This is a genomic window from Niastella yeongjuensis (genome assembly GCF_900110245.1).
Lineage (GTDB): Bacteria > Bacteroidota > Bacteroidia > Chitinophagales > Chitinophagaceae > Niastella > Niastella yeongjuensis.
Genome location: NZ_FOCZ01000010.1, coordinates 230,479 through 249,031 on the forward strand (window position 1 = coordinate 230,479; position 18,553 = coordinate 249,031).

Annotated in this window: 14 protein-coding genes; 8 read left to right on the top strand and 6 right to left on the bottom strand. The window is 47.2% G+C overall.

Annotated features, from left to right (window positions below; translation table 11 throughout):
• Positions 1–168 precede the first annotated feature (168 nt).
• Both BMX95_RS24850 and BMX95_RS24855 read left to right on the top strand, forming a co-directional pair.
• Positions 169–996 (top strand): MOSC domain-containing protein, encoded by an 828-nt coding sequence (locus BMX95_RS24850; RefSeq protein ID WP_081197303.1) that lies wholly within the window; start codon positions 169–171, stop codon positions 994–996.
• Between the two features lie 143 nt (positions 997–1,139).
• Positions 1,140–1,361 (top strand): hypothetical protein, encoded by a 222-nt coding sequence (locus BMX95_RS24855; protein ID WP_081197120.1) that lies wholly within the window; start codon positions 1,140–1,142, stop codon positions 1,359–1,361.
• Positions 1,362–1,517: 156 nt separating this feature from the next.
• On the opposite strand, the gene BMX95_RS24860 is transcribed toward BMX95_RS24855, so the two are convergent.
• Together BMX95_RS24860 and BMX95_RS24865 are read right to left on the bottom strand one after the other, a co-directional pair.
• Entirely contained in the window at positions 1,518–2,591 is a 1,074-nt protein-coding gene (locus BMX95_RS24860; RefSeq protein WP_081197119.1) for a PorP/SprF family type IX secretion system membrane protein, read from the bottom strand.
• A 368-nt stretch (positions 2,592–2,959) separates the two neighbouring features.
• Complete coding sequence (locus BMX95_RS24865) at positions 2,960–8,053, bottom strand: PKD domain-containing protein (protein WP_081197118.1); 5,094 nt, start codon at positions 8,051–8,053, stop codon at positions 2,960–2,962.
• 351 nt (positions 8,054–8,404) lie between these two features.
• Here BMX95_RS24865 and BMX95_RS35060 point away from each other — a divergent pair, with 351 nt between their 5' ends.
• The 3 genes from BMX95_RS35060 to BMX95_RS24875 are packed head-to-tail and all read left to right on the top strand — an operon-like array spanning position 8,405 to position 9,967.
• Complete coding sequence (locus BMX95_RS35060; RefSeq protein ID WP_165758785.1) at positions 8,405–8,578, top strand: hypothetical protein; 174 nt, start codon at positions 8,405–8,407, stop codon at positions 8,576–8,578.
• Positions 8,578–9,273, top strand: a complete 696-nt coding sequence (locus BMX95_RS24870; protein WP_081197117.1) for a hypothetical protein — start codon at positions 8,578–8,580, stop codon at positions 9,271–9,273. The genes BMX95_RS35060 and BMX95_RS24870 overlap by 1 nt, the downstream gene beginning before the upstream one ends.
• Positions 9,274–9,292: 19 nt before the next feature.
• Positions 9,293–9,967, top strand: coding sequence for a DUF3575 domain-containing protein (locus BMX95_RS24875; RefSeq protein WP_081197116.1), 675 nt, complete (start codon positions 9,293–9,295; stop codon positions 9,965–9,967).
• Positions 9,968–10,039: 72 nt separating this feature from the next.
• On the opposite strand, the gene BMX95_RS24880 is transcribed toward BMX95_RS24875, so the two are convergent.
• Both BMX95_RS24880 and BMX95_RS24885 read right to left on the bottom strand, forming a co-directional pair.
• Positions 10,040–12,598: an ABC transporter permease gene (locus BMX95_RS24880; RefSeq protein WP_081197115.1), complete on the bottom strand. Its 2,559-nt coding sequence runs from the start codon at positions 12,596–12,598 to the stop codon at positions 10,040–10,042.
• A gap of 12 nt (positions 12,599–12,610) precedes the next feature.
• On the bottom strand, positions 12,611–13,291 hold the full coding sequence (locus tag BMX95_RS24885) for an ABC transporter ATP-binding protein (RefSeq protein WP_081197114.1): 681 nt from the start codon (positions 13,289–13,291) through the stop codon (positions 12,611–12,613).
• A gap of 152 nt (positions 13,292–13,443) precedes the next feature.
• On the opposite strand from BMX95_RS24885, the gene BMX95_RS24890 reads away from it, so the two are divergent.
• From BMX95_RS24890 to BMX95_RS24900, 3 genes are read left to right on the top strand one after another with little or no spacing between them, the layout of a single operon-like run.
• A complete protein-coding gene (locus BMX95_RS24890; RefSeq protein WP_081197113.1) occupies positions 13,444–14,130 on the top strand; it encodes an arylesterase in 687 nt (228 codons plus the stop codon).
• A gap of 52 nt (positions 14,131–14,182) precedes the next feature.
• The gene (locus tag BMX95_RS24895) at positions 14,183–15,517 is read left to right on the top strand and encodes an NAD(P)/FAD-dependent oxidoreductase (protein WP_207631452.1); all 1,335 of its coding nucleotides are present in this window, start codon (positions 14,183–14,185) and stop codon (positions 15,515–15,517) included.
• Positions 15,518–15,533: 16 nt separating this feature from the next.
• Positions 15,534–15,806, top strand: a complete 273-nt coding sequence (locus BMX95_RS24900; RefSeq protein ID WP_165758784.1) for a hypothetical protein — start codon at positions 15,534–15,536, stop codon at positions 15,804–15,806.
• 42 nt (positions 15,807–15,848) lie between these two features.
• On the opposite strand, the gene BMX95_RS24905 is transcribed toward BMX95_RS24900, so the two are convergent.
• Together BMX95_RS24905 and BMX95_RS24910 are read right to left on the bottom strand one after the other, a co-directional pair.
• On the bottom strand, positions 15,849–16,322 hold the full coding sequence (locus BMX95_RS24905) for a hypothetical protein (protein WP_090519611.1): 474 nt from the start codon (positions 16,320–16,322) through the stop codon (positions 15,849–15,851).
• Positions 16,319–18,544 (bottom strand): T9SS type A sorting domain-containing protein, encoded by a 2,226-nt coding sequence (locus tag BMX95_RS24910; RefSeq protein WP_081197110.1) that lies wholly within the window; start codon positions 18,542–18,544, stop codon positions 16,319–16,321. The genes BMX95_RS24905 and BMX95_RS24910 overlap by 4 nt, the downstream gene beginning before the upstream one ends.
• Positions 18,545–18,553: the final 9 nt, after the last annotated feature.

Genomic DNA, 18,553 nt, shown 5'->3' on the forward strand with positions numbered 1-18,553 from the left:
CTCGTTTTTCTTCGGGATTTCTTTTGGTCTTCACTGGGAGAATACCGGGTTTTCTTCGGGAAAAGCAAAAGAAATCCCGAACAAGCCCCGGTACAGACCGGGCGCCAACCAAAAGAAATGGCAGGTTGGGCCGCGGGTAATTTTGATGCTAAGGTTTTACCTTCGCGTATGCTTACAGTTAGTGAATTATTCATTTACCCCATAAAGTCATTAGGCGGCATTGCGCTGAACAGCGCCACACTCACCGATCGTGGTTTTGAACATGACAGAAGATGGATGCTGGTCGACGATAATAATCAGTTCATTACCCAGCGCGAGGTAAATGCCATGGCATTACTGAAACCAGCGCTTACGGAGCAGGGCCTGTTGATCCGGGACAGCCGGACTGCGGGGGAGGAGTTGCTGGTTCCTTTTGAACCCACCGTTGCCGGCACCACCATGGTTGACGTATGGGGCAATCACTGCCGCGCCCGGCGCGTGAGCGATGAGGCCGATGCCTGGTTCAGCAAACACCTGAGTATTTCGTGTAAGCTGATGTATATGCCCGACAGCACCAACCGTTTTGTTGATGGCCGGTACGCCCACAATAAAGAAATTACCAGTTTTTCAGATGGGTATCCATTACTGCTGATAGGGCAGGCTTCGCTGGATGATCTTAACAACCGCTTAACCGATCCTTTGCCCATGAACCGGTTTCGCCCCAATATTGTATTTACGGGTGGTACCGCCTTCCAGGAAGATACTATGAAACAGTTTGAGATCAATGGTATCACTTTCTATTGCGTAAAGCCCTGCGCCCGTTGTGTAATGACAACCATCGATCAGCAGGCTGGAACAAAAGCGAAAGAACCGCTTAAAACGCTCAGCACTTATCGGATGAAGAATAACAAAATACTTTTTGGCCAGAACCTGTTGTATAACGGTATCGGAAAAGTTAGCGTTGGTAATACCATTTCCATTTATGAAAAAGGAGCTGTAGAACTATTGCCTGACTGAATCGGTTGTGTGTTGATGATTGTTGCCGCACTTGAGGAAAAATAGCAACAGAGTAAGTGCAAAAACGTGTTGCCTTGTTGAGAAAAATGTGGTCTGTTTTTTATACTATGTAACGACCTGATAACTTACTAAATGCACATCTCATGAAAAGGAATAATAAACAACTCAGTTCCCTTCCGGCCACCATTGAATCTACACCACTGAGAATGGTTTATAAAAATGAAGAGGTAATAAACGAGACCCGTACCATTGCTCCCGAAAAAGAAACCACCACGCTCAAAGCACCCGCCAGGCTGTTTGTAACAGAACCGCTTCCACTGTTCAATGACTACAAGTTCAAGGCAAAGGATCATGATCCTTTGTAAGCCACTGTTAAAATAACTATTTATTGTGTTCTTTCTTAGGGGATTACGCCGGTATTGAGCCGGGTTTGATCTCCACTTTGTCCGAACAAAGTCCGAACGACACCCAGGCAATTTGCGCGGCAAGACCGGCGCAAACCCGGAGCAGGACCAAACAATCTACTCAATCGGACAGGCACTTTTGCTGTTGATGCGCGGCTTGCATGCATTATTGGCGTCCTGGTTATAAGTGCTTTGGTCCCACACAAAACCCAGTTCAGAACTGCCTGTGGTGTAGGAATACCGGTTCTGACCAATGGGGGCATCGTGTGCTGCACCGGCGCGTACTTTATAGCCATCGCCGCTATGACCTGCCAGGTTAATAGACAGGGTAACGGTAAACGCATCATAATTCTGAAAATTGATACTGCCGCGGTACCACACCCCTACACTGATGTCGTATTCGTTCTGGGTGATCTCGGTTCCCACCTGAAAGGAATTTTGTTTTGCCTGGTTGTACAAAATGCCTGCAATGCTGTACGACCAGGTTTGATCGGGATTGGTATAGGTATACATGGCGTTGCCCGTCCAGCGAACGGGGAGCTGACTGCGAAATGAATCGGCTGTATTGGTGAGCGATTCATCGGGCCGGTTTATATGGTGCGCGCTGCCGCCCAGTAATAGGCGGTTGTTGTCGTTCCAGTTATAATTGAAGAACAACCCGGCGGCAAAATCGGGATACCATTTACCACTGTTCACTGCTTTATCGGCAGCAGTTACACTACCGGGAATTATTCCATCTGCACTCAACTGATCGGCAAATACCAGTTTGCTGTAATCGATACGTCGTTGTACAAAACCAAATTGTAAACCACCGCTGACAAACCAGTGCGGTTCATCCCCATTTTCGGCAGGAGATAAAGTACCTGAACAAATGGTATAGGCATAAGAACCATATATGCCGGTCTTTTTTAAATAACCTTCTGTAGAGTGGGTACCCAGCAGGCCAAAACCACCGTGCATGGAAGGCAGGTATTTATCAACCGATACGGCACTATAAGAGATCTGGGAGGGAATGCTCCACCATTGCCGGCGATAAATAGCACTGAAGCGAAGATCATAATCACCTGCACCCGTTGCCGCCGGGTTCAAATAAACCGGCGATAAGAACGGCTGTGAGAATACGGGATCCTGCGCTTGTAAGTCGCCTGTCACTATTAAGGTTATGATTGCTACTAATAGATGCTTACTCATTTTAAAGTTCCTGTTATTCAGTTATTTGGTTATTAGGTTATTTGGTTTAAGAAAGGCAGTAGGCAGTAGGGGAAGAGCAGAGGGCAGAAGGCAGAGGGCAGAAAGAAATACATGCTTGCGCGGCAGCCAGGTCTCCCCTTTATTAACACCATCAACTCGCCAACCTTATCAACCGTTAACTTGTCAACCTGTCAACTTCTTACCCCCTACCTCTTACTTCTTACTTCCTACTTCATTCCTTAATCACGCCTATCAACTTGTTAACTTGTCAACGTGTTAACCTGTTAACCTGTCAACCTGTTAACCTGTCAACGTGTTAACCCATCAACGTGTTAACCTGTTAACGTGTCAACCTGTTAACGTGTCAACTATTTGACTATGGTAATAAACCCTGCTTTAACCGCCTTATCACTATTAGGAAAAACCATCCCCTTCCACTCCGTTCCATTCACATACCGGGCTTCTATTTGCCAGCCATAACTATCCTGCTGTACGTACTGACCATTGTACCGGCCGTCCCAGGGTTCACTGGGGGCGCCATTACCATCGAGCCGGGAGGTTTCAAATATTTTTTGTCCCCACGAGTTAAAAATGCGCAGCCGGTATTGTGATAACCCTTTACCCATAGGCAGAAATTGCCGCAATGCGTTGTTGGCACAACCCGGGCAAATAGCATTGGGCACATACAAATAACCCGGCATATACAGAATGCGAACCTGCACGGTATCGTAACCCCGGCACCCCGTACCATAGTCCTGCACATAAAGCTGCACGTTATACATACCGGTATCACCATATTCATAAGTGATCTTTTGCCCCGACCGGGTTTGATGCGTGCGATCACCCAGGTTCCACTGATAGATTTTATTCGCATTGGTGGGCATGGTGTCCCAGAACGTAAAGGTGTAATCGGGTTGCACTAAAACTTTGGCAGGGGAGAACGCGATTTGCGGACGGGGCAGGGGTTGAATAGTCAGGGTGCCACCGGCGGTAGTATCGCCACAACCGGCTGCATTTTCTGCCAGTACACTGATGAAAAATGGAGTAGGGGTTGTTGCCAGTTCCGATGCCTGGAAGCGATATGCAAACGGCAGGTCCATACCCTGTATACTGTTATTGATAAACCACTTCAGGTGTACAGGGTCTGTACTTGTGTACTTCACATTGGCATTGAACGAAATGGTGGTATCGTGGTTACACGTGCTGTTGTCGATGGGTGCAAATTGTACCACAGGTGTGTTATTCACCACAAAGGTATAGGTGGTGCTATCGGCACATTCATTGGTGGTGTGTATTACCAGTTTTACCGAATAGGTGCCGGGTTTATTATAAATATGTGCAGCAGAGGGACCAGTGGCGTTAAATGTATACGGTGCCTGTGCGCTGTCGTAGAAAGTCCATTCTGTTAGTAGCGCATTGGCGGCACCGGTAGCGGTTGTTTGCATGGTATAGGGTATGCATGCCCTGCCGGGTTGAACGCCGATCTGCGGCTGAATTTTATCGGTAACTGTCAATACGCGCGAGGCGGTATCTGTACAAACCAGTCCGGAGTTGTTTACTTTTTTGGCTATCTGTTGAATGGTGTAAGCGCCGGGGGCAGCATACGCATGGGCATCATTCACGGCCGAGGATGTTTGACCATCGCCCCACAGCCATTCATAGGCAGAAGCGTTTACGGCTTTGTTGGTGGTAAATATGGAATTGCCTGTACAGATAACAGGGTTGCTGAGCAGGAATGCGGCAGTGGGTTTATTATAGGCAATCACCTTACGATAGATGGTGGTATCGGTACACTCGTTCTGCAGCAGGATTGTTATCGTATATGTGCCTCCGACTGCGAAGGTGTGGCCTACAGTGTTTTGAGCATTAGGGGTACTGATGATCGGGGTATTATCACCGAAGTTCCAGGTAAGGGTTGACGCGCCGGTACTGCTGTTGTTGAACGCAACGGTATGGGGCGCGCAACCTTCCAGCTGGGTACCGTTTATCAACACCTGGGCATCTATGTTATTGGGCAATACCAACAGGCTGATGGTTTGTGTATCGCGACGGCATTGGTTTTCGGCAATCAATCGAAGATCGAAGGTGTCGATGGCTCCGGTGTGGTACACATGCACAAAAGTATTGTTGCGGGTGGTAGTGTCTTTTTGGCCATCATCATAATCCCAGTAGTAAGCAAAGTTGTTACCTGCCGATCTGTTGGTGATGGTTACATCAAAAGGCGAACAGCCCTTGGTGGCATCTACGGTGAACCGGGCTTTGGCATCGGCATATACCAACACACTGTCGTGGTAATACGAGGTGTCGCAACCATTAAAAGCTTTCAGGGTAATGTAATAAGTGGTATCGCGAAAATCGGGGCTGGTATTGTAGGTAATGGCTGCAGGCGTAGTCTGGGTGCTGCTGATGCCATTGCCGAAGTTCCAGAAGAACTGAATGCCATTCAATTGGCTGCTGGTATTGGTAAACGCTATTGGCAGGGGGCCGCAACCCTTTGCCTTATCTTTTGTAAAGGCAGCCGTTACACCGGCTACGGTATGAAAGGTCATCTCCATGCTATCGGCTTTACAGCCATGGGAGCTGGCAGTAACCAGCTTTACCAGTACATCCTGCGCCATGCCCGTGATGGGGTAGCTGGGGAATGTGCCATTGGTATTGCTGGCGATTTGAACGCCATTCGCAAGCCACGTGTATTGTCCATTCCCTGCCGCAAAGGGAACGGTAGTAATAACAGAATCCAAATTTACCGGGGCACATTTGGTGGTACCGGTAGCGGTGAACTGCGCTTTGGCATCGGGGTTCACTACTACCTGTACATGCGCGGTGTCGGCACAACCATTGGCAAGAACACCTGCCAGAAAATAGGTGGTAGTGACAGTGGGCGAAACTATTACTGTATCGGGCGTTTTATAATTCAATGCGGTAGCTGGCCACCAGGTATAGCTGTCAGCGCCACCGCCTTCCAGTTGGGTGCTGTTGTTAATACAAATAGTTGCCGCTGCTGTGGTAATGGTAACAACAGGCCGGCGTTTTACCGTAACGTAAAGGGAATCTTCGGTGGCGCAGTTAGCACCAACAGAAGCGATGAGTTTATAACCATAGGTGGTATCATTGGCTGTGCCGGTATAATCGAGCAATAAAACCGGATTCGCGCTGGTGGAACTGTTGAGACCTGTTGCCGGGGACCATTGATAGTTTACGCCATTTATGGCGGGTGTACCAATGGAAATGGGCGATCGGCTGCAAATAACGGTATCGTTCCCCGCATTGGCCACAGGTTTGTCAGTTACCGTAACCGTGGTGTTCACCATAACGCTGGTATTACAACTGCTGTCAATTACTTTTAGTTGAACCGCATAGGTGCCTGTGCTGGTGTATTGTATGATGCCGGGTATCAGTTGACTGGAGGTAGCCGGCGTACCATTGACAAACGACCATTGATAACCCAGTGGACCTTGGGAATAACAGGTGGTGGCGGTGGCCGATGGACTAAGGCCATTAGAGATACAGATCGCATTGACAGGGTTCACAACAGCAGCTGGCAATCCTTTTACATAAAAAGTATCTTCTTTATAAGATTCCGGACAAGCCAGTCCGGCGGCATTGGCGGTAACCGTGAGGCGAATAACATATTTGCCGGGTATGTTGAATTGTATTTCGGGTGAGGCTGTGTTGAGGGTTGACCCATTGGCAAACTGCCAGGCCGGGGTTTGGCTGGAACCGCAACCCAACGGATCGCTGTATGTTACCTTCCACGTGTATTTATCGCCCTGGCAACCGTTTATTGGCGATGTATTGGTGAAGATGGCATTACCGGGGCCGCAGCTGCTGTTTCGGTTCATGGTGAACTGAGCGTTGGGCGGATTGCGAACGCAGATCACCCTGGTATTGCTGTCGAGCCCGCACTTATCGTTAAAGATGTACAGCTTTACGGTATACAAACCGGTTGTATTGAAAACAACGTTCAGGGAGTTGGAACCTTTTGTCCATAGAAAACCGTTCAATGCATTTCCATTTAACGAGCCCGGGGTTCCCGCCATAATGGTATAACCGGTAGCGGGTGAAATGGTCCATACCTGTTTGCCGGTATTGATACAAGTGGAACCGGTGCCCCCGGTGGGCGTGATCACTGAGCCATAGGTAGAGTTGCTAATGATGTCTACACTGGAATTGGTACACACGGTTTCCGAAGGGGCCACATAGATGGCAGCGCGTGGTTTGCCTGATACATAAATAGGAACTACCGAAGGGCTGGTAGTGCCACAGGGGTTTTGAATGGTAAGATACGCGCCAAAAGCATTCGGAAAGGTAGTGTTACCACTGCTGCTTACGAAGCCACAGGAACCCTGCTTAAAGTAATGTGCCGCTATGGACGGGGGTGGGTGTATAAATACCTGTGGGTCTGAACCATCATTTATGAGGAAGGAATATTGCGTACCCGGTGGGTTGGCTGAAATATTATTGATGGCGAACCGCAGGGAGTCAGACGAACAAACATCGGTATTACCAAGGCTCGCCAGTCCACCGGCGGGGGTGGAACCCAGGAATACGATGTATTTTTTTATACCAACACATCCATCGGCACCGGTAACGCTTACCGTCATGGTACTGCTGCCCAATGGAAAGATATGTTTTATAATAGTGGCTGCCGGCCAGTTGTTGAAGGTGGTATCGGGCGTACCATCGCCCCATGAAATGGCATAACTGGTATTGATAGGGGAAGTGGTTGATTCGTTAACAAAGCTGAAGATATAAGCCGGTACATTGGCGCAGCGTTTAAAGGTGGGTACCTCATTGAATGTTCCATAATTGATGTTGATATCGGCATTGCCTACCGCCGCATCCGGAACATTTCTAATGGTAATGTTCTGCGCGGTGGAGTCTATACATCCATACCGGTTGGTTACAATTTGTTTTACGGAGTACAGGGTTGTACCGGGCATACCAACGGCATTCAGAAATTGATACGCAGGGCTGGCATCGGTGCTGATACTGCCATCGCCAAACTTCCAGTAATAGGTTAAGCCTGTACCCATTGCCTGATCTGTAAACTGAATATTGGTATTGCCGCATACATTGTTGGCAGAGAAACTGAATCCCGCAGTTGGCTTATTGTTGGAGACTTCCACTACTATCTCCATGGAATCGACCATGTTACCCGCGGCAATCACCTGTTTGGTAGTATAGAAACCTGCGGTTGGATATACTATGCTAACAGGTCCCAATCCGTTTTGGGTAGTTTTGTTGCCATTGGTGAACACCCAGTCGATATTGATAGAACCTTGTGCCGAGCTGTGGTAGGTGATATATTTGCCTTCACATACGCGCACGGTGTCGCCATGGTTTACAATTTGTCCATTGGCCCTTATGCCCGCCGTTACCTGGGTGAACGCCGGTGATGCAACGGATACCAATAATACCAACAATAACAAAAAGACAGACGGATTACGTGTCTGACGCATACAAACTGGTTAGGGGGGTGACTGGATCGGGGACGGAGTGCTTTGGAGGAATTTTCAAAAAGGATATTCTGACCCAATATCTTCAGAGCCAGTGCACGTTAATGCCTGGGCATTTGTAAACCTTCTTTTTGTTTGTGGAAGAGGTGGTTCTAAAGATGGGCGCGAAGGTAGGGTTTAATGTTGAATGTTTGATGTTGAATGTTTAAGGAGGTTGACCAGTTAACAGGTTGACAGGTTAACGAAGTTGATACATTTCCCCAAAAGTTAACGAATCCTTAAACAGGTGTATCTTACACAAACTGCTGCAACAACCTTTAAAAACGTGGTGTCACCTACAGTCAAATTAAACTCATGAAACAACCAATACTAACTGCCACAGACGTAGGGCTCCTCATGCGCTGCACTCCGATGGATAATGACCTGCGGGCACAAGGATATGGTATTAAAGATATTTCTAACCCGATTCAAAAAGCAACTTACCCCAGCAACTGCCTGAAACCTTCTCTCATCACAAAAATTAAATAATGCGCCGGATCTATATATTATGCCTGCGGCTTTTGCTGGTGTCAGGCTATGTTAATGCACAACACTACCCACCGCCAACTTATCACGGCATACCAAAGCCCATTGATTCCGGAAAAATTTATCTAAGGTTAAATGCGATGGGTTTAATAGATCTGCTGGGTGGGAATATTTCCATAGGCGGAGAAGCGCGGTTAAACAAGCGCTTGTCAATAACCATGGATGCCGGTTATATTTTCTATTCAACGTTGTACAGGGGAAACAGAGCCACCGGTGTTATACTGCGCCCGGGTGCCAGATTATATTCAGGTAAAAACAAAAATATTTTTTTCGACCTGCAATTACATTATAAAGGGGTTACGCATAAGGTGTATGACTCGCTGCAAAAGGACCTGGTGAATAATGTGGGTACCTACGAGGAATATAAAAAATTCCAGGTACGGCGACGTATCTATGGTGGTCAGATCTTAATAGGAGGTAAGTTGTTTCCGTCGGGAAACACCCGGTTGTTTCTGGAAATATACTGGGGGTTGGGTCTTCGTTATAAAGAAGAATGGCTCTATCATGAGGAACCCAACAGCGGCTATCCGACAGGAGGGTCACTTTTTTTTCATGAAAATATTTTATCAGTAAGAAAACAAACGGCTATTTCTCCTGCCATGCCATTTGGATTGCGGTTGGTATATGCAATCCCTTAAACTTCTAAAAGAATAAATAATGTACCAAACCTGTCTGTTATGCCTGTTGCTGTTAGTGACAACTGTTGGTAATTCCCAACATAGAATGCGCAAACCCTGGCCGGGCGACACCAGTAAAATATGCCTCCGGATGAATTTTCTGGGGTTACTGGATAACCAGGATGGGAATGGTTCCATAGGCGGGGAGGTTCGATTAAACAAAACCTGGTCTGCCATTATGGATGCCGGTTATATATTTTATTCGGAATACTTTAAAAATGCTGATAAGGCGAGCGGCTTTATTTTACGTCCGGGATTCAGGGCTTATCTGAATAAATACAGGAATATGTATGTTGACCTGCAAATGCACTATAAAAATGTTCGCTATACCATCAATGACTATATGGATAACGATGCAATGAATAATCCGCCAGCCAATCGGGAATTAAAGGAATTCCAGATACAAAAACGGGTTGTTGGCGGGCAAATTTTATTTGGAGGAAAACTGTTTTTATCAAGGAACTATCGATGGTTCTTTGAATTTTACATTGGGTTAGGCTTACGGTATAAAGAAGAATACCTGTATAACGAACCCGATGGCGAATATGGCCATAGTTGGGGCATATTCCGCGCAGGCACACTTACCCCTAAAAAAAGTACCATGGTAGTGGCCGCCGTCCCTTATGGGATGCGGCTGGTATTTGCAATACGCTGAAGGGCAGAAGGCCCTCCTACGCCAGGGCTCCGGCGGGCGAGGCAGAGGGCAGAGTGTTCTCTGTTTAGCGTATCAGACTTCTTTACGTAATACTTCCAGTGGCGGTTTGTTTAAAATACTCCGGCTGTTGAACAGGCCAATGATCACTGTTAGCAGAGAGATGGCTGCAAACAGAGTGGCAACCGGCAACCAGTGTGGCGTAAACGGCGCCTTGAAACTGTATTTCGCCAATGCCCAGCTGGCTGCCATCGATAATAATATACCGGTGGCTGCGGCCAGAGCGCCTAAAAAGAAATATTCCAGGGCGGTAATGAACAGTATTTGTTTGCGGCTGGCGCCCAGTGTGCGCAACAAAATGCTTTCCTGTATGCGTTGGAACTTGCTGATGAGTACGGAGGCGATCAACACTATTAACCCGGTAATGATACTGAACCCGGCCATAAACCGGATCACGAAGCCGATCTTGTCGAGCACTTCATCGAGTACCGTGAGTATCAGGTTAAGATCGATGATAGATACGTTCGGATACTTTTTTACCACGGCCTGTTGAAAGCGTGCAGATACTTCGGGAGATGGCACCCGGGTCACCAGCACATGGAATTGCGGTGCATCTTCCAGCACACCGGTGGGGAATACTACCCGGAAATTGGTTTGCACCCGCTGCCAGTCAACCGTACGAAAACTGCCCACTACAGTAGGGATAAGCGTACCCTGTACGTTGAAGATAATATGATCGCCCAGGTTAACATGGATGCGTTTGGCATACCTGTCCTCCATGGAAATAAAGATCACCTCGTCGGGCGAGGTAACCGGCCCATATAATTTACCCGAGGTCAGTTTTTCAGAACTGGTCAAGGTATCGCGATAGGTTACGCGAAACTCCCACTCATAGGCTTCTGTACGAAAGCCGGATCCTGAATCTGATTTTACCTGGGCTGAGGTCTGGTGGTTGATCTCTTCTACCCGCATGGTAACAATGGGCACCTGCTGCATAACGGGCAGCTTATAGTTGTTAGCCAGGGCTGCCACACTATCGCGCTGGCTGTTTTGAATATCGAACAACACCATATTGGGCTGGTTGCCGCTGCCCGATAACGTTACCCGGCTAATGAGTATGTCCTGGATAAAATACAGGGTGCCGATGAAGGCGGCGCCCAGGCCGATGGTGACGATCAAAATAAGGGTTTGGTTATTGGGCCGGTATAAATTCGCAAACCCCTGGCGCCACAGGTAATTCCAGGAGGCAGGGAAAAAGCGGCGTACCAGCCAGCGAAGAATAAGGGCTACGCCTGCTAACAGCAGGAAGGCTACCAGTATGCTACCCGTGAATAGGATGGCCTGCCGCCAGTCGTGGATCTGCCACCAGGTAAACCCGGCCACAAAAAACAGGATGAGGGCGTATACCAGCCATTTAAACGGATCGCGCAGTTTTATGTGCTCAACCGACAAACGCAGCGTATACAGCGGTGAAATATTACGCACACTTACCAGGGGCAGTATGGCAAATAACAGGGAGATCACCACCCCTGAAATAATACCCTGTGAAATGGCTTTCCACGAAATAGTAGTAGTTACCTGCACCGGTAAAAAATCTTTGAACACGGCGGGCAGTTCCTGCTGAATGGCTATACCCAGCGCTGCACCCAGTATGGAACCTATTAACCCAATGCCAACGATCTGTATCAAATAGATCAGGAATGCCTGTATGGAATTAACACCCAGGCATCGCATGATAGCGATGGAGGCAATTTTTTCGCGGATGTAAATATGAATGGCGCTGGCCACGCCGATACAGCCTAACAATAAGGCTATAAAACTGATAAGAGTAAGGAACTGGTTGAAATCTTCAAAAGCCCGGCCGGTATTTCTTTTTCTTTCTTCTACCGTGTCATAGTCGAGCCCTTCTTTATCTAAACGGGGTTCTATATCCGAAATAACGCCTTCTATTTCAGCTGGGCGGTTGTATTTATAGTAATAAGAGGTAGCAATGCGGCTGCCTTTTTGAATAAGGCCTGTTGAATCGAGGTATTTAAGCGGAATGTAAACAGGTGGCGCTACCGTGGTGGAAATACCGGTTCGGCCCGGCGCTTTGGTAATAACACCGGCAATGGCAAATGTTACATCGCCAATTTGAATGGAATCGCCCACTTTCGCATTGTATTGCAGCATTAAGGTTTTATCAACCAATGCCTGCCGTTCTTTGCGAAAGCCCCTGGCTGCACGCGCGGGGGTGGTTTCAATGGCACCATAATAGGGATAATCGCCCTCAAGTGCCCGTACCTGTACCAGGCGGGTGCCGTCGTTTTTGGTAAAGTAGATCATGGAGGCGAAGGTGCGTTCAACAGAACGCTGATCGCCCAGGGAATCGAGCAGGGGGCGGATGCGGGAACTTATCTTTTTATTGCTTTCAATAACCAGGTCGGCGCCTACCAGGGTTTTAGCCTGGGAGTCTATATCGCTTCGCACATTATCGCCCAGTGAAAAGATAGCTACGAGCGCCGCAATCCCCAATACAATGGAGGATACAAACAGGAATAAACGGGAGCGGTTACGCCGGCTGTCGCGCCATGCCATTTTCAGCAACCACCCGAAACGGAGTCGTCTTTTGTATTTGAACCTTTCTATATCCATCCGGTTGTTTGTTTAATTCAATTCGTCTGCTACAAGATGTCCGCCTTTGATTCGGATAATACGCTTGGTTTGGGAAGCCAGCTCGAGGTTATGCGTTACAATTATTAAAGTAGTACCAGCTTCCTGGTTCAGATCGAACAGGAGTTTGATCACTTTGTCACTGGTTTCCACATCGAGGTTGCCGGTTGGTTCATCGGCAAATAATATTTTAGGATTGTTGGCAAAAGCCCGGGCCAGGGATACCCGTTGTTGTTCGCCGCCCGATAGCTGGGCCGGGTAGTGATGCATGCGGTTATGCAGTCCCACTTTATCCAGCAGGGCCATTGACCGGGCCCGCACATTCTTTTCACCCCGCAATTCCAGGGGCACCATCACATTTTCAAGTGCTGTAAGGGTAGGCAGTAATTGAAAGTTCTGGAATATAAACCCAACATAACGATTGCGCACCTGTGCCCGTTCATCTTCACTCAGTTGATCGAGTTTGATGTTATTCAGTTCTACCGAACCCTTGCTGGAACGGTCGAGACCGGCACATAAACCGAGGAGTGTTGTTTTACCACTGCCCGACGGACCCACAATAGATACCGTGGAACCGGCTTCTACCGAAAAATTCACATCATTGAGTACCGTCAGCAGTTGGCCGGCGCCCTGGTACGTTTTACTTACGTTCTTTACGTTGAGGATGGTTTCCATGGTGAATGTTGAAATTGCAAAATGTTGCCAATAATAAGTTACGCCTTTAAACTTTTTATTACAATTATTAGGTGAGAATGTTGCTTAAATTAATGTTATTTTGGGTATAAACTTACAGGCGGAAAAAAGTGACAAATAAAAGGAGGAATCATATGAATAGAAATTATTTATTTGTTGGGGTGCTGGCGTTGGCATTATTAAGCCGTTGCGGCAATAATAATGAGGAAAAAGCAAATGATACCAACAAACAAAAAAGGGAACAATTGCCTGGGAATGCCAAAAAAGAAAAGGCCAAAACGATTGTATTTTTCGGAAACAGTTTAACTGCCGGGTATGGCGTAGATCCTTCAGAAGCTTTTCCCGCCCTGGTGCAGGATAAAATAGATTCACTGGAATTGCCCTATAAAGTGGTTAATGCCGGATTAAGTGGTGAAACAACGGCTGGTGGTAAAAGCAGAATTGACTGGATCCTGCGACAACCGCTTGACGTTTTTGTGCTGGAACTGGGCGGCAACGACGGGCTGCGCGGTATTCCCATTGCAGAAACATCCAAAAATCTGCAGGCCATTATTGACCGGGTGCGGGAGAAATATCCTAATGTTAAAATAATATTGGCTGGTATGCAGGTGCCGCCCAATATGGGACGTAATTATGCAACCGCCTTTAGGGTGGTATTTCAACAACTGGCCGCCAATAATCATGTGGACCTTATACCCTTTCTGCTCGAAAATGTGGGCGGTATCAGTCATTTAAACCAGTCTGATGGCATTCACCCTAACCCCGAAGGGCACAAGATAGTTGCCGAAAATGTATGGAAGGTTTTGCAGGGTATGTTGTAAACTTTTTGTCATGTATCTTGCACTGCATTTTGAATGCTAAAAACAAAATACAGTGACAACAACCCTGGCAAAATTACCGGTATCAGTACATCCCCGAGTAGTAATTGTAGGCGGCGGATTTGCAGGAACTGAACTGGCAAAAAAATTGTCGAAAGCCTCATTGCAGGTAGTATTGATCGACAAAAACAATTATTATACTTTTCAGCCTTTGTTGTACCAGGTGGCCACCGCCGGGTTGAATGCTCCTTCCATAGTATATCCTTACCGAAAAATTCTTGAAAAGGGAAACGATACGTTCTTCCGGCTGGCAGAAGTAGAAGCTGTTGACCCGGTTAACCGCATTATTGAAACGAGTATAGGGCTGGTACAATATGATTACCTGGTAATTGCCACCGGCGCCACTACCAACTATTATGGCAATGAACAAATAGAACAGCATGCCATTGCCATGAAGAGTGTGGAAGATGCGCTGATGTTGCGCAATACCATTATCTGCAATTTTGAAAAGGCCTTACAGGTAGGCGATGAGGAACAGCTGAATAGTTTGATGGACTTTGTAATTGTAGGCGGCGGCCCTACCGGGGTTGAAATTGCCGGAGCATTAAGCGAACTCCGTAAACATGTATTCCCGAAAGATTACAAGGAACTGGATTTTATAAAAATGGATATCCACCTGATCCAAAGTGGGGATCATTTGTTAAAGGGTATGTCGCATGCAGCTTCTACCGAGGCGTTGCAGTTTCTTCAGGAGGCGGGTGTACAGGTATGGCTGAACCGCCGCGTTAAGTCATTCGATGGGTATACGGTGTTGTTAGATAATGGTGAAAAGCTGATCACCCGTACGCTCATTTGGGCGGCTGGTGTTACCGGAGCACCCATTAAAGGTTTGGATCCTGCCTGTATTACCAGTGGCAACCGACTGAAGGTAGATGTATATAACAGGGTAGCAGGATACGAGAACATCTTTGCTCTTGGCGATATTGCTGAAATGATCACTGCTGAAAACCCGGATGGTTATCCGATGCTGGCCCAGCCTGCCTTGCAACAGGGCCGGTTGCTGGGTGCGAATTTACCCAAACTGATAGCAGGCAAACCACTAAAACCCTTTGTATATACCGATAAGGGCTCTTTGGCAACCATAGGCCGTAATAAAGCCGTGGCCGATGTGAAAATCTTTAATAAAGAAATTCGTACCCAGGGCTATTTTGCCTGGCTCATCTGGCTGTTTGTGCATTTGTTTTCAATTATCGGTTTCAAGAACCGCCTGCTGGTATTTATTAACTGGATCTGGAATTACCTGAGTTACGATGCCGTGATGCGGGTGATCATAGGTACCAAAAAAGAAAATGTACCGGTTGAAAAGGTAACCGATAAGGTGCTGGTGTGAAAAATACCAATGAAGAATGAGGATATTCTCAGGGATGGAATTTTACAGGCGTCTGGGGTTTCATACTTTAGCGGGGCGTTTTTTTGGGCCGGAAGGTTTTGCCAATGGCAATGATGTTGCAATAACCGTAGACGGTACGGGCGCGCCATATGTGGCTTATGGCAATCCTTCAAATGGCAACAACATTGCTGTAAAAACATATGATGGCAGCAGTTGGGTTGATGTAGGAACGCCAGCTGCATTGACCGGGACCACCATCACCAGTTGTTTAAAGTCTACAATCTCGTAAAAAGCAGGCTGGTTAATTTGCAATTCAACCAGCCTGCTTTTTTTATGCCTCCGACAGGCATATGAGCGCATGCTTTTTACGGGTTAAAATGGTTTTACTGTCAGTGAATTGCCGCGTTTGCAAACACCAGACTTCCGGGATTATTTTATGTTGCGCTTTGGCTGCCGCCCAGTTCAGTTGGAAACTTTGCTGTCCGGTATTGATCTCCAATGACGATGGTTGAATGTTTGACAGCATAGAAGCATGCATAATAATTTTAGGAACCTGTAATAAAGTATTATCTCTGGTAGTAACGAGAAAACCTTCCCGTGAATATTCCAGCTGACTGATTTGACTTGCTTTTAATATTTGTCCCTGCACAGGCAGGTTGAATGCACCGGTTGCCGGTTGTATGACCAGCAGGTTTGTTTTGATGGTTTTTTGGGTTGCCAACAATTGCGCTGGTGCTGCCAGCAGCGCAGGGATCAATAAACCGGTGTTATATAAAAAGTCGCGGCGACGCATAGTAGTTGTCATTTTACTAATTTGTAAGTATAGGTTTGTCCATTGTATTGAACACTGAGCAGGTACATGCCTTGCATAAGATTACCCAATCCCGAAAGCGAAACGGTACTGAAGCCTTTTGCTGCGTTTATATATTCACTTTTTAGTTTTTTCCCCTTTACATCGTTGAGTGTAAGCGTCAGTTGTGCTGCTGCCTGCAACTGCAGGTTTACATTTACCTGGCTGGTAAACGGATTGGGCGTTACACTAACAACAGGAGAACCAGCAGTATTTGCCGAAATGATAACAACAGCACTATATTCAGCCTCCCCGCTTGTACTTACTATTTTAAGCCGGTAGTATAGTTTTGAATGTAGGTTTGCGGCCCCGGCATCAATCCAATTATAAGTTTGTGTGGTAGTTCCGTTATTGCCGGCAACCCGGCCTATCGCTGCAAAGGTTTTACCATCGAAGCTTCTCTCGATGTCAAAATAGTCGTTGTTGGTTTCGCTGGTTGTTTTCCATTGCAGGTGCATATCGTCGTTAATTAACCGGCCGTTGAAGGTGAGCAGGTTTACCGGCAGGGCAATCGAGGAGGTTTGAACAATAAAACCACCAAAGCCGGTAGCATTGAAGGAAATTAGCCAACGGCTGTCTGTTGCAGACCAGGTAACATTTTGGGGTATAATAACCGTGACATTCCCCGGATAGGAACCGGGTAGTCCGCTGTTATCGTTGCTATTGCCTGTATATCTTCCTATCCGCAAATTGCTTTTCCCGGCAGCATCGTTGGGTCCTGTGGGCAATTTAAACGTACTGGCGGGAGCTGCATTGAAGGCATCAAATTCGGCCTGGGTAAAATACAGGATAATGGTGCCTGTTGCGGTAGCTGCATTGGCTACAGGCAGGATCTGGTAATGCCTGGCTACAAATGGCTGGCCGCCATAAGTGGGCACTGAATTTTCAATCCATACCTGACTGGTAACATTGCCTGTGACAGGACTGGCGCCTGCGGGCTCAACCCTTGCAATAAGCTCGCAGGAGGTATTCACATAAAAAAAGTTATTGTCGTCAGCCGCCTGGGTATAAGTAGTGGAAGTGCCCGGCATTATAATGGGGCTAAGTGAAAGTAGCGCAGCCTCACTGGCTGCAGTAGAACCGCAATTATTACCAGTAGCGATCACGCGGAAATACTGACCTCCCAACGTTTCATTATTTTTAATGTTCAGGGTGTTGGTAGTGGTTCCACTATAAACACCGGTGTTGGTAAGATCTACCGGCGTAGTAAAGTCAGCGTCTGCGCTTTGCTGCCATTGGTAGCTGGCGGTGTAATCAGCCGTTGCGCTGAACGAGGCAGTGATGCCCTGGCACTTGGTAACATCAATGGGATTCACGGTAATAACAGCGCCTGGGGTAAGGTTATAGGTATGGTTGTCTACAGTGTTATCAGGGTTAAAAGCCACATCCTGTAAATTCCAGTTTAAAATATCATTAATAGTTTGAGATATCTGGTTTTGACATCCTGTGCTGGTAGGGATAAAAAATAATTTACCATTATCTATTTCATTTGAAAGTGACGGGTATAGGGCCAGCAGCATAGCATTTCCGTTGCTTAAGCCAGGAGGGAGACTGCTTTGGTGCCCACCGGCCGGATGGTTGTCCCACCCAGCGACTGTTGTTCCCGTTTCTATATTGGCATTTATGGCTGTAATAAAACGCCGGGCAGCGTTATCATAAGTACTGGCCGGTCCGCGAACAGGGCCGGTTTGATAGGCAAGTACCTGGTCGCCGCCGGTGCTCAGTTCCATGTAATTACTGCCACTTTCGGTAGTTACAATACCTGCAGCCGTAGTGCCTTTTTCATCACTATAAGCGCCCCAACTGGTAACAGGGTCAATGTACTTGCTGATAAAATAGATCTGGGTGCCGAAGGGGATGCCGCCTGCTGGTACTGTCCATTTTATAAAGCCTTCAGAAAGCCCGGTAATAAAATTTCCCGTACTGGCATTCCAGCCATTATCGGTAAAATAAATAACGGTGTTGGCTGCCAGTCCGGCCTGGTTCATGACCACAATCGAAAACCGGTCAGTGAAAGCGGTGGTGCCGCCATTATCTGTATTGGAGAGATCTTTATCGCTTTGGTAACTGATGAAGGAAAGGCTGCCGGCTGCCAAATTGTTTTGCGCCTGACTGTTATGGGCTAGTAGCAAGAAAGCAAAATAGCAGGAGGGAATTATCCTGGAGATCATTTTCATGTATGAAGG